A 25663-nucleotide genomic window follows, 5' to 3' on the forward strand; every position below is an offset into this window, starting at 1 on the left:
TGACCCTGGCGCCCGCCCGCCCCCCCCCCCGGTGGCGGGCCGCCCGGGGGCGCCCGGGCGGGGGCCCCCGCCCGGCCGGGGGGCCCCCCCGGGGGGCGGGCCCCCCCGGCGTCCCGCGAGCACGGGCGTCCGGCTAGGAGGACAGCTTGCGCATCAGCCGCACACCCTGCGTCGGCGTGAGGTGCGGCAGGTACGCCTTGCCGATCGCCCGGGTGATGCTGGGCAGCGCCGCCGGGTCCGGGTACGCCATGTACATCGGCCGGTACTCCGGCTGGAACTTCGCCTTGAAGGCGAGCAGCGAGCGGAAGCCGTACACCGGCTCCAGCACCCGGCCCAGCCAGTCCAGGGTCTTCTGCAGCCCGGTGGGCGGCTCCTTCTCCGAGCGGGCCAGCGGCGCGCCGGAGAGCGAGAGGAACCGCGCGCCCTCCTGCTTGAAGCCCAGCGCGGCCGAGGCGATCAGGAACTCGGTGACGCCGCGGAAGCCGTCCGAGCGCCGCCGCATGAAGTCCAGCGTCCAGCCGACCGGCTCGCCGTCCTCGTAGACCGGCATCCAGCTGGTCAGGCCGTGCACGCTGCGGTCCTCGTCGATCGCGATCAGCAGCCGCACCGCCGGGTCGTCCAGCTCCTCGAGACCGCCGAGGGTGAAGCCCATCTCGGGCAGGCCCTTCTCGGAGACCCACTCCTCGGAGATGGCCCGGATCTGCTCCTTCAGCGCCAGCGGGGCCTCGTGGTACGACCACCACTCGGCGGTGATGCCCTGCTTGCCGGCCTTGTTGAGCGCGGTCCTGATGTCCTGCCACTTGCGGCCGGTGAAGGCGAGGTCGGGCAGGGCGACGACGGTGTCCTCGGCGACCTGGAGCGAGCGCCAGCCGAGCTCCCCGGCCGCGGCCCGGGTCTGCGGGGTGACGCTGTAGAAGCACGGCGTCCAGCCCCGGGCGTCGCAGTACCGGGCGAAGCCGGCCACCGCGCGGTCCCTGGCCGCCGGGTCACCGAAGGGGTCGCCGGTGGTCAGCGCCACGGTGTTCAGCACCCGGTAGGCGACGGCGGCCCGGCCCTCCTCGTCGAACCAGTAGTGGTTGCCGTCCCAGGTGGTGATGAAGGACAGCGTGCCGCCGCCGTGCTCGGTGAGCAGCGCCCGGGCCCGGGCGGCGTCCTCGGCGGCGACCTGGACCACCGGCCGGCGGAAGGTCAGCAGCAGCGCGGCCAGCGCGACCGCCCAGAAGCCGAGCCCGCAGTAGGTCTCCAGGGCGCGGGCGAACCTGCCGACCGCGATCGGGTAGTCCGGCAGCAGGTCGTTGTAGGCGGGCGGCAGGAACTGCGCCGGCAGCCCGTGGACCAGGCCGCGGAAGGTCGCGCCCGGCTCGAACTGCCCGGCGGCCAGGACGCCCAGCCCGGTGTAGGCGGCGGAGGCGACGACCAGCGCCCCGCCGACCACGGCGAACAGCCGGACGAGCACCGGGCGCGGCAGCCGCAGTGTGAAGCGCTTGCGGGTGGCCAGCAGCAGGCCGACGGTGACCATCGGCAGCAGCAGCGCCTCGACGAAGTACTGGAGGACGTCGCTCGAGCCGGTGCTGGTCTCCACGAACAGGACGACCAGCATCACGGTCCAGAGCAGCTCGGTGGCGACGGTGATCCGCCAGGCGAACCGCAGGCCGCGGCGCAGGCCCTCGGCGAGCACCAGCAGCAGGGCCGGGAAGAGCGTGGCCATCAGCCGGGCCGGGGTGTCGAAGATCCGCTGCACGGCGTGCGCGCGGGCGCAGTCGTGGGCCGAGACCGAGCAGAAGTCGGCGACCTCGTCCGGGGTGAGCCGGTGCGAGAGGTAGATCTCCGAGAAGGTGTTGAACGGGCCGGCCGCGTTGTCGTACAGCGAGGCGATCATCGGGCCGAGCGCCGCGGCGACCAGGCAGAGCGCGACCAGCACCCGGGTCTCGGTGTGGGAGGAGCGGTGCGAGCGCAGGTGCGGGCGGCGGCGGAACAGCAGTGCGCCGGCGGCCAGACCGACCAGCGCCCCGCTGAACCGCTGCACGCTCTGCAGGTGTCCCACGTACAGCGCCATCACCAGCGGCACCAGCAGCACCAGCAGGTGCAGCCGGCGGCGCCAGAGCACGGTGAGCCGGTATCCGAGCACGCCGGCCAGCGCGAACAGGCCGACGCCGGGGCCGACGGCGGTCTGGCCGGCTATGGAGACGGTCCACTGCTCGCCGAGCCGGGCACCGACCGCGACCACGACGGTCCCGGCCATGACGCCGACCAGCTGGCCGGCGACCAGCACCCCGACGGTGCGCAGCCGGCCGAGGCGGCGCTCGGCGGCCGGGCCGACCAGGAGCAGCAGCAGGCTGGTGAAGACGTAGGCACCGATGCCGGAGCACCAGAACAGCGAGGTGAGCGGCGTCCACCAGCGGCCCGCGTGGAGGGTCGGCCGCCCGATGCCGACGTGCTCCAGCAGGGCGTCCGACGGCCCCCGGGTGAGGCTGCCGGTGGCGGCGCCGACGGCCCACAGGCCGACCAGCAGCACCAGGGTGAGCGGGGCCTCGCCGAGCCGGGCGGCCAGCCGGGTGACGAGACCCGCGGCCGCGCGGACGGCCCGCTGCCGGGGCCTCGGCGCGGGCGCGCCGGGGCCCGGGGCGCCGCTGTCGGGCCCGCCGGAGTCGGCGGGCGCGGCGTCGGCGCGGCTGGATCCGGACCCGGTGCGGAAGGGCCGGGGCACGAGCAGGCGCGACGCTCCACCGCCGCGGCTCTGCTCCTGCTCGGCGGCGACTCCCGGGGAGGCGCCGAGCAGGGTCACCGGATCATCCCGGTCTGCTGTGCCAGCCAGGGCAGCTGGTCGGCGATGCCGGGCCGGAAGATGATCCAGCCGTGCCCGCCGGGCATGAGGTCGAACTTGGCCTGCATTCCCGCCTCCACGACCGCGCGGTACACCTTCTCCTGCTGCGGCCGGAACTCGTCGTCGTCGCGGCCGACCACGATGGCCCCCGCGGTGTCCGGGAACTTCTTCCGCGCCATCACCTGGAGCGGGTCGACAGCGGCGAACTTCGCCGCGTCGCCGTCGTAGGCCGCCTGGACGGTCTCCTCACGGGTGCCGAGGGTGGGCTCGTCCTGACCGGACATGTCGAGGAACGAGCCGTAGACCTCGGGCGCGTTGACGGCGAGCTGGAGCGCGCAGGTGCCACCCATCGAGGCACCGGCGATCACCCAGTTCTTGCGGCCCTCGGCCGTCTGGAGGTTGGCGTGCACCCAGGCCGGCACGTCCTCGGCCAGGAAGGTCTGGACCTTGGCGATCTTGGAATCGAGGCAGAGCGTGTTGTTCCAGGTCGAGCCCAGCTGGTCGACCATGACCACGATCGGGGCCAGCCCGTGGTGCTCGGCCGCGAAGGCGTCGAGGGAGTCGGCGATCTGGCCGCCGAACACCCAGTCGCCCGGAGTGCCCGGCTGGCCGGCCAGGAGCACGACCACCGGCAGCAGCGGCCTGGGGTTGGCCTGGTAGGCCGGCGGCAGGTACACGTACCCGTCGCGGGACTCGAAGCCGGACTTGGTGCCCGGAACCGCGACGGACGAGACGGTGCCCTTCGCCGGGAGGTCGGCCGGCGGCTGCCAGACCTCCTCCAGCACCTTGCCGGGCGGCCGGCCGATGGTGGCGGCGGCCTTCCCGGTGGTCAGCTCCTGGGTCTTCTCCAGCCACGGCGCGAGCATCACCCGGCCGGTCGGGTACTGGTCGAAGCCCCGGTTCACCTGGGAGGAGGCCATCAGCAGCACCAGGGCCCCGGCACCGACCGCCAGCAGCCGGCGGCGCAGCGTGCTGCCGCGCATCCGGAAGGCGACCAGGGAGAGCCCGAGCAGACCGACCGCGATCCACCAGGTGACGTAGTGCGGGGTCCCCTCGGGGAAGGGGTGCCACCAGTCGTCGACGGCGGTGTCGAGCAGCAGGCTGAGCGCCGCCGCCGTGACCAGGGCCGCGGGCAGCCGGAGGCGCCACCACCCGCGGGTGCGGGACCAGCAGGCGAGGAACAGCAGCGAACCCCAGCCGGCCAGCAGGACGGCGCGCGGGATCGGGCCGCGGGTCAGCGGCCAGTCGATCGGGTTCCAGCTCAGGGCGAGAGAGACGGTGGTCATACGTTCGTCCCCGAACGCCTGGTGTCGGCCAGGAAGCCGTAGGCGACGACGTTGCCGTCGTAGCCCCGCTCCTCGCTGTAGCCCCCGCCGCAGGTGATCACCCGCAGCTGGGCGTCGGCGGCCTGGCGGTACACCCGGTCGTCCGGGAAGTCCTTTCGGTCGTGCACTTCGATGGCGTAGAGCTGGTAGACCGCGGTGCGGCCGTCCTCGCGGAGGATCTCGATCCGGTCCCCGCGGTGCAGCGCGCCCAGGTCGTAGAAGACGGCGGGCCCGCTGTGGTTGTCGACGTGGCCGGCGATGATCGCCGTGCCCCGCTGGCCGGGGGCGGCACCGTCCCGGTACCAGCCGGCGAGGTTCCGGTCCTCCTCGGGAGGGGTCTGGAGGTGGCCGTCCCGGTCGAGGCCGAGGCCGGTGACCGGGGCGTCGAGCCGCACGGCCGGGATCCGGATCCTGGTCGGCCGGGAGGGCCCGAGCGGCGGCACCACGGAGACCGGCGCGAAGCCGGTGAGGGCCTGCCCGCTGCCGGGGGCCGGGGGGAGCACGACGTGACCGCCGTCGGTCAGCAGCCACGCACCCAGCACGAGCGCGGCGCCGACCGCCAGGGTACCCGGCCACGGGCTCCTGCTCTGCTGGGCGCCCACCGGCGCTCCCCTCTGCTGACGTCGTACGGTTGCCGGTTTCTGGGAGATGTCTGAGAACAATGCAACCGGATCGGACCTTATGCCACATCCATACGATGGTCGTACTCGCTCCCCCCGTTCGGCAGGGCCCGGGTGGCCCGACATGGTCCGAGCGAGTGAAGCGTCACCGTGACGCCACGCTCCGGTCACCTGGCGGACGCCCGATGTCGCGACAATCTCTTCATCTGACACTCAGGAACGTCATCCCGGTTGCATCCTTCGGGCGATGAGTTCCGACCGTTCGTGGTGAAGCACTGACCGCTTCCGATCACATGCCATGCTGACCCCGTTCACAGGCCTATCACCGCACTTGTCCCACCGGACCCCGGTCCGGCGGACGGTCGCGCGCCTGCCGTGCCCCGCCCCCGCGCACGCCCCACGAACGGAGTGACCATGGACGCCCTCTCCCGCCGCACCCTGCTGGCCGCGGGTGCCGCCGGCGCCGCCAGCCTCGCCGCGGGCTGCGCGAGCCGGACCGACCCCGACGGCGGACAGGCGACCACTCCGGCCCCGGTCCCGGCCACCCCGGCCGAGGACCACGCCGGCACCCCGACCGAGGCCGCCAAGCCCCCGGTCACCCTGATCGGCGACGGCTCCACCTCGGACACCGGCCCGCAGCCGAACCAGCCCACCCTCGAACCGCTGCGGCCCGGCCAGCGTCCGCCCCAGTTCGTCGTCTTCTCCTGGGACGGCGCCGCCGAGCTCGACAACGGCCTGTTCGCCCGCTTCCGCCGGCTCGCCCGGGAGCACAACGCGTCCATGACCTTCTTCCTCAGCGGCTCCTACCTGCTGCCCGAGGGGAAGAAGGACCTCTACCGCCCGCCGCAGCACAAGGTCGGCGCCTCCGACATCGGCTACCTCAGCGACCAGCACATCCACGACACCCTGGAGAACCTGCACGCCGCCTGGATGGAGGGGCACGAGATCGGCACCCACTTCAACGGCCACTTCTGCGGCCCCAACGGTGTCGGCCAGTGGTCCGCCGAGGAGTGGGACAGCGAGATCGAGCAGGCGATGGGCTTCGTCATGAACTGGCGGACCAACACCGGCTTCACCGACCTGCCGGCGCTGCCCTTCGACTACCGCAAGGAACTGATCGGCAGCCGCACCCCCTGCCTGGAGGGCCAGCGCAACCTGCTGCCCACCGCCGTCCGGCGCGGCTGGCGCTACGACAGCAGCGGCAACGGGACCCAGGTGTGGCCGCAGAAGATGCAGGGCGGCGCGCTCTGGGACCTCCCGCTGCAGTCCATCCCCTTCCCCGGTCACACCTTCCAGGTGCTGTCGATGGACTACAACATCATGTTCAACCAGTGCGGCAGCAACACCAAGGCGGACCCGGCGCTCCACCCCGGCTTCCAGACCCAGGCCCGGGAGTCCTACCTGATGGGCTTCGAGCGCGCCTACACCACCAACCGCGCCCCGTTCGTCATCGGCAACCACTTCGAGGAGTGGAACGGCGGCATCTACATGAACGCCGTCGAAGAGGTGATCAAGGCGATCGCCGGACGGCCCGAGGTGCGGATGGTGTCCTTCCGCCAGCTGGTCGACTGGCTGGACGCCCAGGACCCGGCGCTGCTCCGCAAGCTGCAGGGCCTCGCCCCCGGCCAGGCACCGGCCGGGGGCTGGGAGACCTTCTGAGTCTTCGCCCGCTCGCCTCCGGGGCGCTTTTCTCCGGCTCAGGCGGCCTTGCGGACCCGGCCGGAGACCAGGGCGCCGAGCAGCGCCACCCCGGTCATGGCCAGGAAGATCACCGTGAAGGCCCCGGTCGTCCCGGTGCCCGCGGCGCCGTCGTGGGCGGCGGCCACCGAGCCGCCGCCCAGCGCCGCGAACAGCACCCCGGCCAGCCCCACCAGCAGCACATTGCCCAGCGCGTCGCTCACCTGGAGCGAGGCCGAGTTGGCCCCGGCGTCCTCGGGCGTGGACAGCTTCATCATCAGCACGCTGATGCTGGCCACCGCCAGGCCCATGCCGATGCCACCGACACCCCAGGCCACCGCCGCCACCCAGGCCGGCACGGCCGGGACGAGCACCAGCGCCGCGCCCGCGATGGCGACCGCGGTCAGCACGAACCCGCCGCGGATCATCAGCGCCCGGTGGCGCTCCGCCCCCGGCCGGCCCTGGATCCAGGAGCCGAGCGCCCAGGACAGGCCGCCGCTGGTCAGGGTGAGACCCGCCAGCGTCGGCGAGAGCCCGCGCTCGGTCACCATCATCAGCGGGATGAACGCCTCGGCCGCGAAGAACGCCCCGGCCGCGACCCCGCGCAGCAGGATCACCGTCGGCAGTCCGCGCCCGGCCCGCAGCGTCCCGGCCGGCAGCAGCCCCAGCACCGCCGGGACCAGCAGGGCCGCACCCGCGACGGCCGGCAGCAGCCCGGGCAGGTCGCGCCGCTGGCCCGCGTACTGCAGCAGGCCCGCGCCCAGCGCGGCCATCGCGGCCAACCCGGTACGGCGGCGGTCGAACCCACCGCCCCGGAGCACCGGCTGCGCCTTCTCCGAGCGGCGCAGCGCCGGGCCCATCACCGCGAGCGGCAGCAGGATCAGCACCGGCACGGCGAGGAACACCCAGCGCCAGCCGAGGTGCTGGGTGACCGCCCCGGAGACCACCGGGCCGATGATCGAGGGCAGCACCCAGGCCGAGGAGAAGGCCGCGAAGACCGAGGGCCGCAGCCGTTCGGGGTACGCCCGGCCGACCACCACGTAGAGCGCGACGATCACCAGACCGCCGCCGAGGCCCTGGATCGCCCGGCCGCCCACGAAGATCCACATCCCGGGCGCCGCGCCGGCCACCAGCAGGCCGGCGCCGAACACCGCGATGCCGGTGAACAGCGGCTGCAGCGGCCCGCTGCGGTCGCACCACTGGCCGGAGACGACCAGCGCGAACAGGGTGGTGGTGAAGTAGCCGGAGAAGGCGAAGGCGTACAGCCCGAGCCCGTCGAGCTCACGGGCGGCGACCGGCATCGCGGTGTTGACGGCCGTCGCCTCGAAGGCGATCACCAGGACCACCGAGACGATGCCCAGGGTCAGCGCCCGGAAGCGGTCGCCCATGACCCCTCCGCCGGGGTCGGTCGATATCGGAACGGAGGCGGTGTCGGCCGACACGGGGGAGGCTGTGGTCATACGTATGATCGTAAGGCGCATCTGGCCCGATGGCCCCTGACCGTGGTCGGGAACCGCCTCGGCCTCCGGCCCTAGGACCGGAGGCCGAGAGAGCGGCGCGGGACCTCCGGGACAGCGCGACCCGGCCCGTTCGGGCAGCTCAGTGCAGCACCTTCAGGCCCACCACGCCGGAGACGATCAGGAGCAGGCAGCCGATCCGGGCCAGGGTCGCCGCGTCACCGAGCACGGTCATGCCGTAGAGCGCCGTACCCACCGCGCCGATGCCGACCCAGACCGCGTAGCCGGTGCCGATCGGGATCGAGCGCATCGCGTACGCCAGGCCGCCCATCGAGAGCGCCAGCGCCACCCCGAACACCACCGTCGGGACCAGGCGGGAGAAGCCCTTGGAAGACTCCAGGGCCACCGCCCACACCGTCTCCAGGACACCGGAAATGATCAGAACGAGCCAAGCCATGACGGTCGTACCTCCGCAGTCGGCAGCGGCACGGTTGCCGCTGTCACTGCGCCGTCTTGTCGTGACCGGGTACGACGCGCTCGTCCGGGGCGGCCGCGAGGACCACCTGTTCCCGACCGTAGCACACCCGGCCGGGAATCCCGCCACACAGAATTTACAAAGGGATATTGACGCTCCGCGCGCCGTTCGGCCAGACTGAATTCACCAACACGGCGAACGACGACAAGGAGTCGGACATGGACAGGAGGACGGCGGCCCTCGCGCCCCGCACCTGCACCACCGCTCCCCGCTGTTGTCGCGCCTGTCGCTGCTGCCGCTGCGCCTGAGCGCACCCGCAGTTCCAGCCGCACCACTGCTCCCGCCCCACCCAAGCCCCACCCCACGGCCGTGTGCCCGAGTGGATCAGGGAACCGCCTGCAAAGCGGTGTACACGGGTTCGATTCCCGTCATGGCCTCCACGAAGACGAATTGCCGGTCCGGCCCCGAAAAGGGCCGCCCGGCAATTCTTCGTGCTTTCCCGTCGCCGGGCTTCCCCCTCGCGCGCTTTCCCGTCGTCGTGCTTTTCCGTCGCGGGATTCGCGGGATTTCGCGTCGCCGGATTTTCCAGGAAAAGCGCCGGTCCGGGTGGTTCCGCGGAACCCGCGGAACCACCCGGCGGCACCGGCTCAGCCGGTGACGGCGTCCTCCGGGCGGATCGGCAGCCGGCCCACCGGCAGACCGGTCGCGGCCCGGACCGCCGCGGCCACCGCCGCCGGCGCGGTCACGGCCGGCACCGCGCTGACCGCCTTGGCCCCGAACGGAGCCACCACGTCACGCTCCTCCAGCAGGGCGGCGACCCGGATCTCCGGGGTGTCCAGCGCGGTCGGCAGCCGGTACCCGGTCAGCGAGGGGTTGGCCAGCACACCGCCCTCGGTCCGCAGGTCCTCCAGCAGCGCCAGCCCGACGCCCTGGGCGACCCCCGCCTCGATCCGGTCCTCGATCTGCCGCGGGTTCAGCGCCCGGCCGACGTCCTGGGCCACCGTCACCTCGACCACCCGGACCGCGCCCAGCTCGATGTCCACGTCCACCACCGCGCGCATCGCGCAGAACGCGATGGAGACGAAGGCGTCGCCCTGCCCGGCCTCGTCCAGCGGCTCGGTCGGGTGCGGGCGGCACTGCGCGGTCGCCCACAGCTCCTTGCCCTCCAGCGCCTCGGCCACCGGCATGCCGAGCACCCCGTCGTACGAGGTGATCTTGCCCTCGGCGATCTGCAGCAGCTCCACCGACATCCCGAAGTCGGCGGCGATGGGCTGGAGCAACTGGTGGCGAACCATCAGCGCGGCCCGCTCGACCGCACCGCCGGACACCCAGGTGTGCCGGCCCCGGGCCGACGGCCCGGCCACCGCCTGGTCGCTGTCGGCGGGCGCGATGTACACCTCGCTGACGCCCAGCACGCTCTGCACGATCTGCCGGGCCAGCGTGGCGAAGCCCTGGCCGGCGTCGACGGCGGAGCAGATCACCGTGGCGTGGTCGCCACTGACCCGCACCGTCGCGGTGGCGACCTCGTCCTCGCCCTCGGCGCCCAGCATGTGCACCATGCCCAGCGCGTAACCGATCCCGCGCCGCACCGCGGCCGGGTCGCCCGCGCCGCCGGGCCCGCCCGGCAGCAGCCATTCGGCGTCCGGGTCGTCCACCGGCAGCGCGGGCAGCGGCTCGGCGGCCACGGCGTCCAGCAGCGCGGCCACCGGCGCCGGGCAGGTGACGGCCTGCCCGGTGGGCAGCGGGTCCCCGGTCGCCATCACGTTGCGCCGGCGGACCTCCACCGGGTCCACGCCGATCCGGGCGGCCAGCTGGTCCAGCTGCGACTCGTAGGCGAAGCACGCCTGCAGCGCGCCCTCGCCGCGCATCCGGCCGGCCGGCGGGTTGTTGGTGCGCACCGCCCAGGCGTCCACGAAGACGTTGGGGCAGTTGTACGGGCCGACCGAGAAGGCGGTGGCGGCGGCCAGCGCCTCGGCCGAGACGTCCGCGTAGGCGCCGCCGTCCAGCAGGATCTGCGCCTCGACCTTCACCAGCGTGCCGTCGGCGTCCGCGTGGTGGCGGTAGCGCAGCAGCGCCGGGTGCCGCGAGGTGTGGGTGTGGAAGGACTCCTCGCGGGTCAGCGTCATCTTCACCGGACGGCCGGTGCGCAGCGCCAGCAGCGCCAGGGTGACCTGGAAGGAGAGGTCCTCGCGGTCGGAGGTGGCGCCGGGCACGCCGGTGACCACCAGCCGGACCCGGTCCGGCTCCAGGCCCAGGCAGGCCGCGGTGCGGTCCCGGTCGCCGTGCGGGTCGGTGGAGGAGAGGTGCAGCTCGACCCCGCCGTCCGGGCGCGGCACGGCGAGGCCGGCCTCGGCACCGAGCGGGGCAGGGTCCTGGCGGCCCACCTGGTACAGGCCCTCGACGATGATCTCGCCGGCCGCCTCCGGGTCGCCGGTGCGCAGCGGCAGATGGCGGAACAGGTTGCCGTCCGGGTGCAGCGGCGGGGCGGTGAAGGCCTGCTCGGGGTCGGTGACGGCCTCCAGCGGCTCGTACTCGACGACGATCAGACCGACCGCGAGCCGGGCGGTGTCGGGGTGGTCGGCGGCCACCGCGGCCACCGGCTCGCCGTGGTGGCGGACCACTCCGGCGGCCAGCACCGGGCGGTCGGCGACGATCGGCCCGGAGGGCGCGCCGTCCGGGCTGCCGTCCGGACCGGCCGGCAGGTCGGTGGCCGTGACCACCGCATGCACACCGGGCAGGGCCAGCGCGGCCGAGGTGTCGATGCCGAGGATCCGGGCGTGCGGGTGCGGCGAGCGCAGCACCGCGCCCCACAGCAGGCCCTCGGCCCACAGGTCGGCGGCGTACGGGTAGATGCCGAGCGCCTTGGGCAGGGCGTCGCTGCGCAGCGGGGAGCTGCCCAGCCCGAACGGCTCCGCCGCGCCGCCCGCGTCGCCGTCCTGCTGGAGTGCTGCGCCGATGTCGGTAGGCGACGTCATGATGCGTGGTCGTCCTCGGGGAGCCGGATGCCGTGGGCGGGGGTGGCGCCGTACGGGACGCCGGCCTGGGCGTTGCCCTCGGCCGGGGCACCGTGCGGGGGTGCGGGATCGTACGGCGTGCCGTGCGCGGGGGTGGCGGGGGTCTCGTAGACCGGGCCGTCGTACGCCGAGGCGGTGTCGTAGCCGGGCTGCTGCGGGTAGCCGCCCTGGTCGGGGTAGCCGGTCCCGGGCAGGTAGGTGCCGTGCGCCGGGGTCGCGCCGGGGTACGGCTGCTGCTCGGGGTAGCCCTGGGCGGGGTAGTACCCGGTTGACCCGTCGGCCTGCTGCGCCGGGACGTCCCGGACCGGGGCCAGCACCGTGGTGTCGTACACCCCGCTGTCGTAGCCGCCCGGCCCGTCGTAGCCGCCCCGGTCGCCGGGAGCAGCGGGGGCGCCGGGAGCACCGGGCCCGTCCGGGGTGCCGTACCCCGGGCCCGTTCCGGCGCCGGCCGCGGTCCCGGGCTGCTCCGTGCGCGGCTGGGGGACGTGCTCGATCCAGGCGTCCTCGGTGTAGACCGGCAGGTCGGCGGTCGGCGGTCCGGGGTCCGCGGGGGCCGCCGCGGGCACCTGCTCGGGAGCGGCCGCGGCGGGTGCGGCGGCCCGGTCCGCGGCGGTGGCCGCGGCCTCCTCGGCGGCCGCCTCCGCGGCCCCGGCCACCGCGGCCCGCGCGTCGGCGACGGTCTGCACGGCGGCCAGCGCGCCCCGGTAGCCGGTGCACCGGCAGAGGTTGCCGCACAGCGCCTGGCGCGCCTCGACCTCGGTGGGCCGGTGGTTGCGCTGGAGCAGGTCGTGCACGGCCATCGCCAGGCCGGGCACGCAGTAGCCGCACTGCACCGCACCGGACTCGGCCAGCGCCTGCTGGACGTCGCTGGCGCCGCCGCCGGCCGACAGTCCCTCGACGGTGTTGATCTCGCTGTCCTGGGCCAGCGCGGCGGGCACCAGGCAGCCGGCCACCAGCTGGCCGTCGACCTGGACCGAGCAGGCCCCGCACTCGCCCTGCTCGCAGCCGTCCTTGGCGCCGGCCAGGCCCAGCCGCTCGCGCAGCACGTAGAGCAGGCTCTCGCCGATCCAGGCGTCCGAGACCGGCCGTTCGAAGCCGTTGACCCGCAGGGTGTACGAGGTGGTCGGCCGCAGCTCCCGGCTGACCTGCGGCGCGTGGTCGTGCGCGTGGTCGAGCAGCCCCGCGTCCAGGGCCTCGATGGGGTGGTCTGTGGTCACTTGAGCGCCCTTCCCAGTGCCCGGCGGGCCAGCACGGCTACGGTACGCCGCAGACGGACGGCGGCCGCGCTCGGCCCCTCGGTGACGGCCTCCCAGGCACCCTCCGCGCCGTAGCCGTCGGGGACGCAGGCCGCGGCCACGTACTCGCCGAAGGCCGCGGTCGCGGCGGGGTCGATCTCCCGCGAACCGTCCCAGTCGATGCAGCCCGCCACCCAGGCCTCGGCCTCCAGGGGCCGCAGCGGCACCGGGGCGACGGCGCCGACGGCGCAGCGGACGGCGCGCCGGGCCGGGTCCAGGACGAGGGCGACGGAGGCGGTGGCGCGGGCCGGGCCGCTGCGGCCGGTGGCTTTGAGGAAGACCTGCGGGGCGTGCAGCAGCGGGACCCGCACCCAGGTGAGCAGTTCGCCGGGCCGCAGCGGGTCGAGTCCGGTCAACAGGTGGCTGACCGGGACCTCGCGGGTGGCGCCGGCCCGGGCCAGGGTGACGCTGGCCTCCAGCGCCGCGAGCACCGGCAGGGTGTCCCCGGCCGGGGCGGCGGTGGCGATGTTGCCGCCGAGGGTGCCGACGTTGCGGACCTGCGGGGGTCCGGCGGTGCGGGCGGCGTCGGCGAGCGCGGGGATCAGGGCGGCGAAGTCCGGGCGGTCCATCCGGGCGTGGGTCAGCCCGGCGCCGAGGACGGCGGTGCCGCCGTCCTCGTAGCGCCAGCCGCGGAGTTCGGTGATCCGGCCGAGGCCGACCAGCGAGGCGGGGCGGAGGCGTCCGGCGTTGACGGCCTCCATCAGGTCGGTGGCGCCGGCCACCGGCACCGCGGCCGGGTGAGCGGCCAGCGCTTCGACGGCCTCGTCGAGGGAGGCCGGCAGCATGATCGTCCGGTTCACCTGGGTCCCACCGTGCTCCACTTGCTCATCGATCGCCTGCCGCCCGCGGCCCCTGACCGGGGTGTCCGCTCCGGCAGCCCGGCCTGGCCCGTAGGGTACGGGCGATCGGGCCGGGTTGGGCAACTCTGGCACACAATGCTCGATGATCATTTCGGGACAGGCGAACGGTACTGCCCGATTGGGACCGATACCGGGCGGTATCCGCCCCGGTCCGGTTCGGACCGGGGCGGATGTTCATCTGTTCTTGACGTCCGACGGCCGCCCGGAAGTTCCCGCGGGCCGTCCGGCCCGGGCCGCGGGCGAGGTCCGGACCGGACCGGACGGGCCCGGCTCAGACCGCCGGCGGGGGCCCTTCGATCGGCCGGCCCACCACTCCCGGCCGGGTCTGCCACGGGTGCGGCCCGCCCGCCGGGCGGTACTCGACACCGAGCGCGTCCAGCACCTCCAGATGGCCGGCCAGCCGCTGTTCGAAGCCGGCGAAGTCGCGGGCGGCCGGGTCCGCGGGCAGCGCGGACCAGGCGACCTCGGCGAAGGCCGCGAGCCGGGGGAAGGCCCGGTAGTCGACGTCCCGGGCGCTGTCCATGAACTCGCTCCACAGGTTCGCCTGGGTGCCGATCACCCGGCGCGCCGCCTCCTCGTCCAGCTGGGCCGGCACCGGCTCGAACCGGTAGACGTCCTCCAGGGTGCGCACGAAGCCGACCGGGACCGGCTCCTGCTCCCCCGGCGCCTGCCGGTGGTCCAGGTAGACGTGCTGCTCGGGGCACATCACCACGTCGTGCCCGGCCTGCGCGGCGGCGATCCCGCCGCCGTAGCCGCGCCAGGAGGACACCGCGGCGCCCGGGGCGAGGCCGCCCTCCAGGATCTCGTCCCAGCCGATCAGCCGGCGGCCGCGCTCGGCCAGCCAGCGGTCGAAGTGCCGGATGATGTGGCTCTGCAGCTCGTCCTCGTTGCTCAGGCCCAGCTCGCGGATCCGCGCCTGCGCGGCCGCGCTGTCCTTCCACTGCTCCTTGGGGCACTCGTCGCCGCCGAGGTGGACGAACTCGGACGGGAAGATCTCCAGGACCTCCTCCAGCACGCCCTCGAAGAACCGCAGGGTGGCCTCGGAGGGGTTGAGCACGTTGTGGCTGACCCCCCAGTCGGTCCACACCCCGAGTGCCGCGGTGTCCACCACATCGGTGTTGCCCAGCTCGGGGTAGGCGGCCACGGCGGCCTGGGTGTGGCCCGGCAGGTCGATCTCGGGCACCACCGTGACGGCCCGTTCGGCCGCGTAGGCGACGATCTCGCGCAGGTCGTCCTGGGTGTAGAAGCCGCCGTGCGGGCGGTCGTCGCGGCGCCCGGCGGAGCGGTAGCCGACCATCGAGCGCTCGCGCCAGGACGCCCGCTCGGTGAGCCCGGGGTAGCGCTTGATCTCCACCCGCCAGCCCTGGTCGTCGGTCAGGTGCAGGTGCAGCACGTTGAGCTTGTGCGCGGACAGCTGGTCGACGAAGCGCAGCACGTCGGACTTGGGCAGGAAGTGCCGGGCGACGTCCAGCAGCGCACCGCGCCAGCCGAACCTCGGCTCGTCCGCGAGGTCGACACCGGGCAGCACCCAGCCGGACGGGCGCAGCGGCGCGCGCCGGTAGGCGTCCGGGCCGAGCAGCCGGCGCAGCGTCTGGGCACCCCAGAGCGCGCCGGCCGGACCGCCGGCGGTGACCACCGCGTGGCCGGGGCGCACCGAGAGCCGGTACGCCTCCCCGGCGAGCGCCGGGTCGAGGAGCAGTTCGACGCCCTCGCCGGGCCGCCCCGGGGCGAGCGGCAGGCCGGTGGCGGCGGTCAGCGAGGAACGCAGCCACCGTTCGGCCCCGGCCAGCTCGGGCGGCGCGGTCAGGGTGGTCGTCCGGTCGAGCGGGAAGTCCTGGTCCGGGAGGCGGACGGAACTCACGGGGGCAGGGATGAGGTCCATTGCGCCATCCTGCCCCGCCCCCGACCAGTGGCATAGACCACTCGGGAAACGCGGCACCATGCAAAACGGTGATGTGCGGAACGGGGGGACGCGGGGCTACTTGCCCTTGTCGCCGTCCCCGTCCTGCGGCTTGCCGATGCCGTCGTAGATCTCCTTGCACATCGGACAGACCGGGTACTTCTTCGGGTCGCGGCCGGGCACCCACACCTTGCCGCAGAGCGCCACCACGGGGGACCCGGAGAGCGCGCTCTCCATGATCTTGTCCTTCTGGACATAGTGCGCGAAGCGCTCGTGGTCGCCGTCCCCGTGGGACACCTGCGGGACGGGCTCGACCAGGGTGCCGGTGCCGAGGCCGCGCTCGGGCTCAAGAGTGCTCATGAGTGCCAAGTCTATGGGCGCCCCGGAGAAGCGGGCCAGTGTCGCGGCGGCGCCGTGACGGCGCACCGTCGGTTCCGGGCCGGATTCAGTTCAGGGTGGGATCGTCCGGATAGGTCGCCAGCAGCGCCAGCGGCCCGCGCTGGCGCCGCAGCACCGCCCGCCACAACCGCTCCGGCTCCGGGCTGGAGATGTCCCCCGGCTCGCAGTCCACCAGGTACCAGGCGCCGGTGGAGATCTCCGACTCCAGCTGCCCGGGCGCCCAGCCCGCGTAGCCGGCGAAGATCCGCAGCGCCCCCAGCTCCCCGGCCAGCACCTCGGGCGGCGCCTCGAGGTCCACCAGGCCGATCGCGCCGTGCACCCGGCGCCAGCCGAGCGGCTCCCCGGTGCCCGGCTCCCCCGGCGCCACCGCCAGGCCGAGCGCCGAGTCCAGCGCCACCGGACCGCCCTGGAACACCACCGCGGGCAGACCGACCAGCACCCCCCAGCCGTCCAGCACACTGCCGACCTCGACCGGCGTCGGCCGGTTCAGCACGACACCGAGCGCCCCCTCGGCATCGTGGTCGAGGAGGAGCACCACCGCCCGGGCGAAGTTCGGGTCGGTGAGCACGGGCGTCGCGACGAGCAGACGGCCGGTGTGGGACCGGCCTCCGTGCGAATGGGCCGCCGTCATGCCTCACATGATCCCGCAGAACCCCCGGCGGCGGCACCCGAAACGGCGACCGCACCGGCCACCCGGCCCTGCCCGGCCCGCCCGCCACGAACACCCGTACGGACGCACCGGCGCGCGCCCCGGGGCCCGGGGAGAGCACCATCACGGGAGAGGCTCACAGGAACCATCGGCACGACCACTACCATCTACTGATGGTGGACGCCCCTCCACGGTGCCGACTCGGTCACACCGGGGGCCCGACGCGCCCGTGAAACGCTCCACCGCCTGGCTCGTCGCCGAGCCCGCCCCACTCCTCTGGCACCCCGGATTGCGAGAACGATGACCGACGACGTCCTGCTGGTCCACGGCGGAAACCCGCTCGAAGGCGAGATCCGCGTCCGCGGTGCGAAGAACCTGGTCCCCAAGGCCATGGTCGCGGCCCTGCTCGGCCAGGGCCCCAGCAGACTGCGCAACGTCCCGGACATCCGCGACGTCAAGGTGGTCCGCGGCCTGCTGCAGCTCCACGGCGTGACCGTGCGCACCGGCGACGAGGACGGCGAGCTGATCCTCGACCCCTCGCACGTGGAGAGCGCCAACGTCGCCGACATCGACGCGCACGCGGGCTCCTCCCGCATCCCGATCCTCTTCTGCGGCCCGCTGCTGCACCGCCTCGGCCACGCCTTCATCCCGGGCCTGGGCGGCTGCGACATCGGCGGCCGTCCGGTCGACTTCCACTTCGAGGTGCTGCGCCAGTTCGGTGCCACCATCGAGAAGCACCCGCAGGGCACCTACCTGGTCGCCCAGCAGCGGCTGCGCGGCACCAGGATCGAGCTGCCCTACCCCTCGGTCGGCGCGACCGAGCAGGTGCTGCTCACCGCCGTCCTCGCCGAGGGCGTCACCGAGCTGCGCAACGCGGCCATCGAGCCGGAGATCGTCGACCTGATCTGCGTGCTGCAGAAGATGGGCGCGATCATCACCCTGGGCACCGACCGCACCATCCTCATCACCGGTGTCGACGAGCTCGGCGGCTACAACCACCGGGCACTGCCGGACCGGCTGGAGGCCGCCTCCTGGGCCTGCGCGGCGCTGGCCACCAAGGGCGACATCTACGTCCGCGGCGCCCGCCAGCTGGAGATGATGACCTTCCTCAACACCTTCCGGAAGGTCGGCGGCGCCTTCGAGGTGGACGACGAGGGCATCCGGTTCTGGCACTCGGGCGGCGAGCTCAAGGCGATCGCCCTGGAGACCGACGTGCACCCCGGCTTCCAGACCGACTGGCAGCAGCCGCTGGTCGTCGCGCTGACCCAGGCCACCGGCCTGTCCATCGTGCACGAGACGGTGTACGAGTCGCGGCTGGGCTTCACCGGCGCGCTGAACCAGATGGGCGCGCACATCCAGCTCTACAGCGAGTGCCTGGGCGCGACCCCCTGCCGCTTCGGCGCCCGGAACTTCCAGCACTCCGCGGTGGTCTCCGGCCCGTCCAAGCTGATCGGCTCCGAGCTGGTCATCCCGGACCTGCGCGGCGGCTTCTCGTACCTGATCGCGGCGCTGGCGGCCGAGGGCACCTCGACCGTGCACGGCATCGACCTGATCAACCGCGGCTACGAGAACTTCATGGACAAGCTGCGCGACCTCGGCGCCCACGTCGAGCTGCCGGGCGAGCTGCCCGCGGTGGCCGCCGGCGAGCCGAGCGGCGAGCTCGTCGACGCCTGACCGGCGCGTCCGTCCGGCGGCCCTCCGGGGCCGCCGGACCCGCCGGACCCCCGGAACGACAACAGGAGGCCGGGTCCCCACGAGGGGGACCCGGCCTCCCGGGCGTTCAAGGGGTGGTCGTTCAGACGCCCTTGGCGGCTTCCTTCAGCTTGGAGCCGGCGCTCACCTTGGCGCTGTAGCCCTCGGGGATCTGGATCGGCTCGCCGGTCTGCGGGTTGCGGGCGGTGCGGGCCGCGCGGTGGGTGCGCTCGAAGGTCAGGAAACCGGGGATGGTGACCTTCTCGTCGCCCTTCGCGACGACCTCGCCGACGATCTCGGCGAAGGCGGCCAGAACGGCGTCGGCGTCCTTGCGGGTCACCTCGGCGCGCTCGGACAGCGCGGCCACCAGCTCACTGCGGTTCATGTGTACTCCTGTGGTCTGTTCGCTTGCGGTGTGCCGGGGCCCGTCGGTACTCCCACCGGGAGGCACCCCGATGGGCCGCGGGTCCGCACACTGTGCTCATGCAGGCAATGCGTGGTCGCGGGCCGGGTCCGCACCCAGTGCCGCGCGCCGTGCCTTCGAAGGCCCGCCTGCCTGCCCGGATACGAATCCTGCCCCGACCGGCCCCGAGAAAGCCAATCGGGCCCCGGCGGAACGACCCGAACAGCGCCCGCCCGCCGGAGGTGTGACGCTCCGTCGGCTCCGGCGGACCGGGCGCGGGCGGCGGTCGGGACGACGCGCCGGAAGACCAGGGGGACGTTCCGTACTTGTCGGACACGCCTGCCCCGTGCAGGGCTACCGTACGCCCTAGGTCCGACAAGCCCAAACACGCCCCTCGCCCTTGTGTCGCAAGGGTTCGGGGCGGGAATGGGCGGGTACGACCGTTAATCGGTCATTTGATCGATCCACGTCACCGCGCGGGCACCGCCGCGGAAGCCGGATGCCGGGCCCGGCGCAGGGGCCCGTCGACGGATTCCGAGGTCAGAGCCGCACGGCGGGGAAGGACGCGGTGTCGAGCGTGCCGACGATGCCCGGGGTCGGGCGGGACGGCGCGGGCGCCTCCGAGGTGGCGGCCAGGGCGGCGTCCCGGACGGCGGCGGCCACCGTCTTGGCCACGTCCTTGTGGAACACGCTGGGGATGATGTAGTTCGGGTTGCGCTCGTCGTCGCCGACGGTGGCGGCCAGCGCCCGGGCGGCGGCGATCATCATCTCGGTGTTGACGGTGCGGCTCTGCGCGTCCAGCAGACCGCGGAAGACGCCCGGGAAGACCAGCACGTTGTTGATCTGGTTCGGGAAGTCGCTGCGGCCGGTGGCGACCACCGCGGCGGTCTGCCGGGCCACCGCCGGATCGACCTCCGGGTCCGGGTTGGCCAGCGCGAAGACGATCGCGTCCCCGGCCATGGTGGCCAGGTCGTCGCCGTCCAGCAGGTTCGGGGCCGAGACGCCGATGAAGACGTCGGCGCCCGCCACGGCCTCCTTGAGGCTGCCGGTGCGGCCCGAGCGGTTGGTGTGGTCGGCGATCCAGCGCAGGTTGTCGTTGAGGTCGTCGCGGCCCTGGTGGACCACGCCCCGCACGTCCGCCACGGTGGCGTGCTCGACGCCCGCCGCCATCAGCAGCTTGAGGATCGCGGTGCCGGCGGCGCCGGCGCCCGACATCACCACCCGGATCTCCGAGATCTCCTTGCCGACCACCTTGAGCGCGTTCATCAGCGCCGCCAGCACCACGATCGCGGTGCCGTGCTGGTCGTCGTGGAAGACCGGGATGTCGAGGGCCTCGCGCAGCCGGGCCTCGATCTCGAAGCAGCGCGGCGCGGAGATGTCCTCCAGGTTGATGCCGGCGAAGCCCGGGGCGATCGCCTTGACGATGGCCACGATCTCGTCGGTGTCCTGGGTGTCCAGGCAGATCGGCCAGGCGTCGATCCCGGCGAAGCGCTTGAACAGGGCCGCCTTGCCCTCCATGACCGGCAGCGCGGCGGCCGGGCCGATGTTCCCCAGGCCCAGCACGGCGGAGCCGTCGGTGACCACGGCGACGCTGTTGCGCTTGATGGTGAGGCGGCGGGCGTCCTCGGGGTTCTCGGCGATCGCCATGCAGACCCGGGCGACACCCGGGGTGTAGATCATCGAGAGGTCGTCACGGTTGCGGATCGGCAGCTTCGAGGACATCTCGATCTTGCCGCCGAGGTGCATCAGGAAGGTGCGGTCCGAGACCTTGCCGATGGTGACCCCGTCGATGGTCCGGAGCTTCTCGACGATCTCCTCGCCGTGCGCCACCGAGGTGGCGGCCACGGTCACGTCGATCCGGAGCGCCTCGAGCCCGGAGGCCGTGACGTCGAGGCCGGTCACCGAGCCGCCGGAGGACTCCACGGCCGTGGTGATCGCGCTGACGGCGTTGCCCGTGGCCGGGACCTCCAGCCGCACCGTGATCGAGTTGGAGACACTGGGCACCGTCGCCATCGACGTTCCTTCTTCCGTCTGTCCGTCCGCGAGTTCAACAGTTTGTTGAAGTCCCTCGCCTGCGCATGCTAGACCTCGATCGTCGCACCTACCAGGGCGTAGTCAGAAATAACGTTCATTGAGTGTGCGGACCCGACAACTTCTTGCCTCCGGCGCCCGATGCGTTACATTGGACGGGACACCGGCTCGATCCAAGCCCCCGGGCCCAACCTTCGTCCCTTCGAGGGACCACTTGCCGCGAGGCGAGCATGGCGGGTCGGTGTCGTAGCTTCTGAAGGCCCCTCACCCACCGGGCGAGGGGCCTTCGTCGTGCTCACCCGGCGCTCCCCCGCGGTACTTCCCCCGGCACTTCCCCGGTGCTCGGCACGCCTGTCCGGCGGCCGTGCGACGGCCGGCCCCGGCGGGCCGGCCGTCACGCTCCGTCAGACCCCGGGTCGGGCGGACGGCGGCGCGCTCAGCCGCGCAGCAGCGCGGGCGTCCCGGCCGCGTCGGGCAGGTCGTCCGGCCCGGACAGCACGGTCAGCCGCTGGGTCGCCCGGGTGAGCGCCACGTACAGCACCCGCAGGCCCGCCTCCGACTCGCCGGCGATCCCGGTCGGATCGGCGACCACGGTCGCGTCGTACTCCAGCCCCTTGGCCTCCAGGCTGCCCAGTGTCACCACCCGCTCGCCCAGGCCCTCGGCCCAGCGGGCCGCCTCGGCCCGCCGGTCCATCGGCACCACCAGCGCCACCGTGCCGTCCACCTCGCCCAGCAGCAGCTCCAGTTCGGCCCGGGCGGCCGCGCCGAAGACCTCCGGCGAGGGGTCGGTGACGGCCGCGAACCTCGGCTCGACGCCCACGTGCCGCACCGCGCTCGGCGACGGCGTGCCCGGCGCGGCCAGCGCCAGCACCTTGGCCGCCACCTCGGCGATCTCGGCCGGGTTCCGGTAGTTCACGGTCAGCGTGTAGCGGCGGCGCGGCTTGCCGGACAGCACCTCGTCCAGCGCGGCCTGGGCCTCCTGCGGGAACGGCCAGGAGGACTGCGCCGGGTCGCCGACGATGGTCCAGGTGGCCATCCGGGCCCGGCGGCCGATCATCCGCCACTGCATCGGGGTGAGGTCCTGCGACTCGTCCACGATCACATGGGCGTACTCGGTGCGCTCGGCCGGGATCCGCTCCCGCTGCCGGGCGTTCCGGTCGGCGAAGGTGGTGACCTCGTCCAGGCCGGTCAGCAGGTCCGCCGCGTCCACCTCGCGGAACTTCGGCCGGGCCGGCTCGCCGAGCAGCAGCTGGAGCTCGTCCACCAGCGCCACGTCGTGCGCCGACAGCGCGCCCTCGCCGTGCTCGGACAGGTGCCGCCAGGAGGCGGCCAGCACCTTCGACTCCTCCGGCGTGACCGCGCCGCGGGCGATCCGGTTGGTGTGCCGGGACTGCTTCAGGGTGCCGAGCACCGAGCGCGGGGTGACCGCGGGCCACCAGGCGTCCAGGAAGGCCAGGAACGGCGCCTCGTCGGAGACGTACTCGTCGAAGGCCTCCTTCTCCTCCTGGCGCCGCTCGCGGGCGTAGTGGTCGGACGGCTTGGGCAGGTCGCGGACGGCCTCCTGCCAGAGCGCGTCCAGCAGCAGCCGGCGGGCGCGCGGGCGGAGCAGGTTGAGCGGGGTGCCGCCGGAGCCGACGACGTTGCCGCGCACCGTCCTGAGCCGCCCCGCGTCCAGCCGCAGCACCTCGCCGCGGGCGACCACCTTGAGCTCCTGCGGGGCGCGCAGCTCCAGGGTCGCCCGGGCGGCCCGGCGCAGCAGCTGGACCATCCGGGCCGAGCCCTTGATCCGGGCCGCCCGCGGGGTGTCGTAGGTGCCGGCCTCGATGCCGTCGACCAGCGAGCCGACCGCGCGGATGGCGACCTGGCCCTCCTCGCCGAGCGAGGGCAGCACGCCCTCGGTGTAGGAGACCAGCAGCGGGGTCGGCGAGACCACCAGGATGCCCCCGGCGTACCGGCGGCGGTCCTGGTAGAGCAGGAACGCGGCACGGTGCAGCGCGACGGCGGTCTTGCCGGTGCCGGGCCCGCCGGTGACCAGGGTGGCCCCGGCCGCGGCGGCACGGATGACCTCGTCCTGCTCCTTCTGGATGGAGGAGACGATGTCGCGCATCGAGTGGCTGCGGGCGCGTCCGAGCGAGGCCATCAGCGCCCCGTCGCCGACCACCGGCAGTTCCTCGCCGTCCAGGGTGGGGGTGAGGTCGGGGCGGAGCAGGTCGTCCTCGACCCCGATCACCTTGCGGCCCTTGGAGCGGATCACCCGGCGGCGCAGGACCCGGCCGGGCTCCAGCGGGGTGGACCGGTAGAACGGCGCGGCGGCGGGCGCCCGCCAGTCGATCACCAGCGGGCCGAACTCGGCGTCCAGCACGCCCAGCCGGCCGATGTGCAGGGTCTCGGCGACGGTCGGGTCGGCGGGGTCGAGCGGGGTGTTCGAGGGGATGCCGTGCTCCTCCGGGGCGTCGGCCTCCTGGAGGTCGACCCGGCCGAACAGGAAGTCCTCGAACTCGTTGTTGAGCCGCTGGAGGTGCGCACCGGCCCGGTACACCTGGGCGTCGCGCTCGGCGAGCGCGCCCGGAGTGCCGACGTGCACCCGCTTGGCGGCGTCCTCGAGGATGTACTCGGCCTCGGCGAGCTTCTCCTCCAGACGGTGGTAGACGTTGTCGAGGTGGCGTTGCTCACCGGCGATCTCGCGCGCGCGCACGGTCTCGTGGTCGGTGGCGGTGGTGTCCGTGTTGCTCTGCATGGCCTCGGTGGTTGCGGCGGAATCCCGCTCCGGGATACGAGCGGACGGACGATCCTACGCCCAGGCCGGGGGAAACGTGAAGGCCGCCCTCCGCAACGCGGTGGACGGCCTTCACTGTGAACATGGGGTGGTGGAGATGCCGGGAATCGAACCCGGGTCCAGTGGAGTCAATTCAGGGCTTCTCCGAGCGCAGTCCGCTGTGAGTTTCTCGGCCCTGGCAGTCACGCGGACAAGCCGCCAACAGGCCCAGCTGCTGTTTGATTTCCCATCCACCCCCGCAGCCCGGGCGGACGGTTGAGTTCCCTAGATTATGCCAGGGTCCGGGTCGGGAACCCCCCGGTCTGACACCCAAGCGCTATCGGTGCTTATTAGGCAGCGAGAGCGAACTGCTGGGAATCGCGCTTAGAGTTGGCGATTATTTTTTTGCGACACGTGGTTAACGAGATCATTGCCGCGTTCCTCGGCTCGCTTCCCCTGTTTCAACATCCCCTGTCGAAACCGATCATCCCCATGTTTTTTTGAGAAACAGCTCGGACGGTGACCGTCCTTGTTGCTGGCGCCATACTACGCGAGGCGACCAGCGGGGGTCCAGCCGATTAACTCTGGCGCCGCCGGGCGGCCGCCACGGCGCGCGCCGTCTCGCGGGTGTCCTGCTTCTCGCGCAGGGTCTGCCGCTTGTCGTAGAGCTTCTTGCCGACCGCGAGCGCCAGTTCGAGCTTCACCCGGCCGTCCTTGAAGTACAGCGAGAGCGGGACGAGGGTGTGGCCGGCGTCGCGGACCTTCGTCTCGATCTTCTGGATCTCCATCCGGTGCAGCAGCAGCTTGCGCTTGCGCCGGGCCGCGTGGTTGGTCCACGTCCCCTGGGTGTACTCGGGGATGAAGACGTTGTCGATCCACGCCTCGTGGTTCTGGATGTAGGCGTAGCCGTCGACCAGGTTGGCCCGCCCCTCGCGCAGCGACTTCACCTCGGTCCCGGTGAGCACGAGGCCGCACTCGTAGGTGTCGAGGATGGTGTACTCGTGTCGCGCCTTCTTGTTCTGCGCGATCAGCTTGTGTCCGGTTTCCTTTGCCATAGCGCCGTCATTCTCGCACCTCCGGCCCCGTTCCAGCAGCCCCTTTACGTGCGGCTGCCGAGACCGGCGAGCACCCGCAGGGCGAGCGCGTCCGCGTCCTCCTCGGCACCCGCCGGGACGTCCGGGGCCAGCCCGGCGCCCTCCGGCGAGCGGCCGGCCGGGGTGTAGTAGCGGCCGACGGTGAGTTCCAGCACGGCGCCGTCGGCGAGCCGGCTGGGCTGCTGCACGGTGCCCTTGCCGAAGGTCCTGGCGCCGGCGACCACGGCCCGGCCGCGGTCCTGGAGGGCGCCGGTGAGCAGTTCGGCGGCGCTCATGGTGCCGCCGTCCACCAGCACCACCAGCGGGGTGCGCTGGTCGCCGCCGGGCGGGGCGGTGAGTTCGCGGGTGCCGCCGCGGTCCTGGTAGGAGCCGACCGGGCCGCCGTCCAGGAAGACCCCGGCGGTGCCGACGGCCTCCTCGACCAGTCCGCCGGAGTTGCCGCGCAGATCCAGCACCACCCCGGCGTGCGCGCCGCGCACGGCGGCGCGCACCTGCTCGGCCACGCCGGAGGTGAAGGCCCGGACGGCGATCCGCACCACGCCGCCGGCCAGGTGCTCGACGGTCACCTGCTGGCTGTCCAGCAGCGCCCGGCGCAGCCGGACCTCGCGGACCCCGCCCTCGCCCCGCCGCAGCTCCAGCACCACCTCCGAGCCCGCCTGCCGCTCGGCGCCCTCGCGCCCGCGCAGCCGGGCGACCACCTCGGTGACCGGCAGCCGGTCGGCCTCGTCCTCGCCGATCCGCAGCAGCCGGTCGCCGACCGCGATCCCGGCGGCGGCCGCCGGACCGGCGGGCAGCACCTGGGAGACGGTGGTGACGCCGTCCTCGCCCCGGCCGACCGACAGGCCCACGCCCAGGTAGCGGCCGTCCAGGCCCTGGCTGAACTCGGCGTACTCCTGGGCGCTGTAGTAGGCGCCCCAGCGGTCCCCGGTGGCGCCGATCAGATGCTCGGCCTGCTGCTGGGAGAGGTTGGCGCCGGCCGGGTCCTGGCCGGCCCCGAGGGGCGCGGCGACCGCCCGGGCGGTGTCCACCGACGGCGGACGGGCCGCCGCGCCCGGCTCGCCCCAGGCGCCGGTGGCGGCCCCGGCCAGCAGGACCGCGCCGAACACCAGGCCGAGAGTGGCCGCCTGACGGGTCGCACGGGGAGAGACGGACATGGCACCGGAGTCTAGGCGCAGCCCCGGAGCACGCGGGCC

18 protein-coding genes, 1 tRNA gene, 1 other RNA gene and 1 riboswitch are annotated in these 25663 nt (G+C 73.6%); of the genes, 3 read left to right on the top strand and 17 right to left on the bottom strand.

Annotation, left to right across the window (positions count from 1 at the left end; translation table 11 throughout):
* Positions 1-133: 133 nt before the first annotated feature.
* Genes ACIPYS_RS36630 through ACIPYS_RS36640 form a run of 3 tightly spaced genes read right to left on the bottom strand, consistent with a single transcriptional unit; the run spans position 134 to position 4751 of the window.
* Entirely contained in the window at positions 134-2785 is a 2652-nt protein-coding gene (locus tag ACIPYS_RS36630) for a rhomboid family intramembrane serine protease (RefSeq protein ID WP_400754451.1), read from the bottom strand.
* On the bottom strand, positions 2782-4110 hold the full coding sequence (locus tag ACIPYS_RS36635; protein ID WP_093861914.1) for an alpha/beta hydrolase family protein: 1329 nt from the start codon (positions 4108-4110) through the stop codon (positions 2782-2784). The genes ACIPYS_RS36630 and ACIPYS_RS36635 overlap by 4 nt, the downstream gene beginning before the upstream one ends.
* Entirely contained in the window at positions 4107-4751 is a 645-nt protein-coding gene (locus ACIPYS_RS36640) for a class F sortase (RefSeq protein ID WP_231977761.1), read from the bottom strand. Before ACIPYS_RS36640 ends, ACIPYS_RS36635 begins: the two co-directional genes overlap by 4 nt.
* Before the next feature lie 432 nt (positions 4752-5183).
* Here ACIPYS_RS36640 and ACIPYS_RS36645 point away from each other — a divergent pair, with 432 nt between their 5' ends.
* Entirely contained in the window at positions 5184-6428 is a 1245-nt protein-coding gene (locus tag ACIPYS_RS36645; protein WP_093861912.1) for a hypothetical protein, read from the top strand.
* Positions 6429-6466: 38 nt separating this feature from the next.
* On the opposite strand, the gene ACIPYS_RS36650 is transcribed toward ACIPYS_RS36645, so the two are convergent.
* Positions 6467-7906, bottom strand: a complete 1440-nt coding sequence (locus ACIPYS_RS36650) for an MFS transporter (RefSeq protein ID WP_400754456.1) — start codon at positions 7904-7906, stop codon at positions 6467-6469.
* Between the two features lie 139 nt (positions 7907-8045).
* Positions 8046-8360: a multidrug efflux SMR transporter gene (locus ACIPYS_RS36655; RefSeq protein ID WP_093861910.1), complete on the bottom strand. Its 315-nt coding sequence runs from the start codon at positions 8358-8360 to the stop codon at positions 8046-8048.
* Positions 8361-8405: 45 nt separating this feature from the next.
* Positions 8406-8470: riboswitch (guanidine-III (ykkC-III) riboswitch) on the bottom strand.
* A gap of 273 nt (positions 8471-8743) precedes the next feature.
* Between ACIPYS_RS36655 and ACIPYS_RS36660 the strand changes: the two genes are divergently transcribed.
* A tRNA-Cys gene (locus tag ACIPYS_RS36660) sits at positions 8744-8818 on the top strand.
* A gap of 207 nt (positions 8819-9025) precedes the next feature.
* Here the strand turns inward: ACIPYS_RS36660 and ACIPYS_RS36665 are convergent.
* The 6 genes from ACIPYS_RS36665 to ACIPYS_RS36690 all read right to left on the bottom strand — a co-directional run bounded on the left by ACIPYS_RS36665 (position 9026) and on the right by ACIPYS_RS36690 (position 16477).
* Positions 9026-11353 (bottom strand): xanthine dehydrogenase family protein molybdopterin-binding subunit, encoded by a 2328-nt coding sequence (locus ACIPYS_RS36665; RefSeq protein ID WP_093861909.1) that lies wholly within the window; start codon positions 11351-11353, stop codon positions 9026-9028.
* Positions 11350-12609 (bottom strand): (2Fe-2S)-binding protein, encoded by a 1260-nt coding sequence (locus ACIPYS_RS36670; RefSeq protein ID WP_400754461.1) that lies wholly within the window; start codon positions 12607-12609, stop codon positions 11350-11352. The genes ACIPYS_RS36665 and ACIPYS_RS36670 overlap by 4 nt, the downstream gene beginning before the upstream one ends.
* Positions 12606-13472 (bottom strand): xanthine dehydrogenase family protein subunit M, encoded by an 867-nt coding sequence (locus ACIPYS_RS36675; RefSeq protein WP_051742572.1) that lies wholly within the window; start codon positions 13470-13472, stop codon positions 12606-12608. The genes ACIPYS_RS36670 and ACIPYS_RS36675 overlap by 4 nt, the downstream gene beginning before the upstream one ends.
* Positions 13473-13818: 346 nt before the next feature.
* Positions 13819-15429, bottom strand: a complete 1611-nt coding sequence (locus tag ACIPYS_RS36680; protein ID WP_400754464.1) for a beta-N-acetylhexosaminidase — start codon at positions 15427-15429, stop codon at positions 13819-13821.
* Between the two features lie 96 nt (positions 15430-15525).
* Positions 15526-15807 carry a DUF3039 domain-containing protein gene (locus ACIPYS_RS36685; protein ID WP_030394272.1) on the bottom strand — a complete coding sequence of 94 codons (282 nt, stop codon included), beginning with the start codon at positions 15805-15807 and terminating at the stop codon, positions 15526-15528.
* A gap of 85 nt (positions 15808-15892) precedes the next feature.
* A complete protein-coding gene (locus ACIPYS_RS36690; protein WP_030394273.1) occupies positions 15893-16477 on the bottom strand; it encodes a YqgE/AlgH family protein in 585 nt (194 codons plus the stop codon).
* 318 nt (positions 16478-16795) lie between these two features.
* Here ACIPYS_RS36690 and murA point away from each other — a divergent pair, with 318 nt between their 5' ends.
* On the top strand, positions 16796-18169 hold the full coding sequence (gene murA, locus ACIPYS_RS36695) for a UDP-N-acetylglucosamine 1-carboxyvinyltransferase (protein ID WP_093861906.1): 1374 nt from the start codon (positions 16796-16798) through the stop codon (positions 18167-18169).
* Positions 18170-18290: 121 nt separating this feature from the next.
* On the opposite strand, the gene ACIPYS_RS36700 is transcribed toward murA, so the two are convergent.
* From ACIPYS_RS36700 to ACIPYS_RS36725, 6 genes are all read right to left on the bottom strand, one after another.
* The gene (locus ACIPYS_RS36700) at positions 18291-18572 is read right to left on the bottom strand and encodes an HU family DNA-binding protein (RefSeq protein ID WP_045938702.1); all 282 of its coding nucleotides are present in this window, start codon (positions 18570-18572) and stop codon (positions 18291-18293) included.
* 558 nt (positions 18573-19130) lie between these two features.
* Positions 19131-20603, bottom strand: coding sequence for an NAD-dependent malic enzyme (locus ACIPYS_RS36705; RefSeq protein ID WP_093861905.1), 1473 nt, complete (start codon positions 20601-20603; stop codon positions 19131-19133).
* Between the two features lie 454 nt (positions 20604-21057).
* Entirely contained in the window at positions 21058-23358 is a 2301-nt protein-coding gene (locus ACIPYS_RS36710) for a UvrD-helicase domain-containing protein (RefSeq protein WP_093861904.1), read from the bottom strand.
* 128 nt (positions 23359-23486) lie between these two features.
* Positions 23487-23868: a transfer-messenger RNA gene (ssrA, locus tag ACIPYS_RS36715) on the bottom strand.
* Between the two features lie 86 nt (positions 23869-23954).
* Positions 23955-24431, bottom strand: coding sequence for an SsrA-binding protein SmpB (smpB, locus tag ACIPYS_RS36720; protein WP_043474758.1), 477 nt, complete (start codon positions 24429-24431; stop codon positions 23955-23957).
* 44 nt (positions 24432-24475) lie between these two features.
* Positions 24476-25624 (bottom strand): S41 family peptidase, encoded by a 1149-nt coding sequence (locus ACIPYS_RS36725; protein WP_093861903.1) that lies wholly within the window; start codon positions 25622-25624, stop codon positions 24476-24478.
* Positions 25625-25663 lie beyond the last annotated feature (39 nt).

This window comes from Kitasatospora sp. NPDC089913, assembly GCF_044748625.1.
GTDB lineage: Bacteria > Actinomycetota > Actinomycetes > Streptomycetales > Streptomycetaceae > Kitasatospora.

Bases quoted from the DNA above. Each gene is read 5' to 3' on its own strand.
- ACIPYS_RS36690 (WP_030394273.1), bottom strand. From the start codon at position 16,477: ATGACGGCGGCCCATTCGCACGGAGGCCGGTCCCACACCGGCCGTCTG.
- ACIPYS_RS36635 (WP_093861914.1), bottom strand. From the start codon at position 4,110: ATGACCACCGTCTCTCTCGCCCTGAGCTGGAACCCGATCGACTGGCCG.
- ACIPYS_RS36710 (WP_093861904.1), bottom strand. From the start codon at position 23,358: ATGCAGAGCAACACGGACACCACCGCCACCGACCACGAGACCGTGCGC.
- ACIPYS_RS36675 (WP_051742572.1), bottom strand. From the start codon at position 13,472: ATGCTGCCGGCCTCCCTCGACGAGGCCGTCGAAGCGCTGGCCGCTCAC.
- ACIPYS_RS36700 (WP_045938702.1), bottom strand. From the start codon at position 18,572: ATGAACCGCAGTGAGCTGGTGGCCGCGCTGTCCGAGCGCGCCGAGGTG.
- murA (WP_093861906.1), top strand. From the start codon at position 16,796: ATGACCGACGACGTCCTGCTGGTCCACGGCGGAAACCCGCTCGAAGGC.
- ACIPYS_RS36665 (WP_093861909.1), bottom strand. From the start codon at position 11,353: ATGACGTCGCCTACCGACATCGGCGCAGCACTCCAGCAGGACGGCGAC.
- ACIPYS_RS36655 (WP_093861910.1), bottom strand. From the start codon at position 8,360: ATGGCTTGGCTCGTTCTGATCATTTCCGGTGTCCTGGAGACGGTGTGG.
- ACIPYS_RS36650 (WP_400754456.1), bottom strand. From the start codon at position 7,906: ATGACCACAGCCTCCCCCGTGTCGGCCGACACCGCCTCCGTTCCGATA.
- smpB (WP_043474758.1), bottom strand. From the start codon at position 24,431: ATGGCAAAGGAAACCGGACACAAGCTGATCGCGCAGAACAAGAAGGCG.
- ACIPYS_RS36705 (WP_093861905.1), bottom strand. From the start codon at position 20,603: ATGGCGACGGTGCCCAGTGTCTCCAACTCGATCACGGTGCGGCTGGAG.
- ACIPYS_RS36685 (WP_030394272.1), bottom strand. From the start codon at position 15,807: ATGAGCACTCTTGAGCCCGAGCGCGGCCTCGGCACCGGCACCCTGGTC.
- ACIPYS_RS36725 (WP_093861903.1), bottom strand. From the start codon at position 25,624: ATGTCCGTCTCTCCCCGTGCGACCCGTCAGGCGGCCACTCTCGGCCTG.
- ACIPYS_RS36680 (WP_400754464.1), bottom strand. From the start codon at position 15,429: ATGGACCTCATCCCTGCCCCCGTGAGTTCCGTCCGCCTCCCGGACCAG.
- ACIPYS_RS36645 (WP_093861912.1), top strand. From the start codon at position 5,184: ATGGACGCCCTCTCCCGCCGCACCCTGCTGGCCGCGGGTGCCGCCGGC.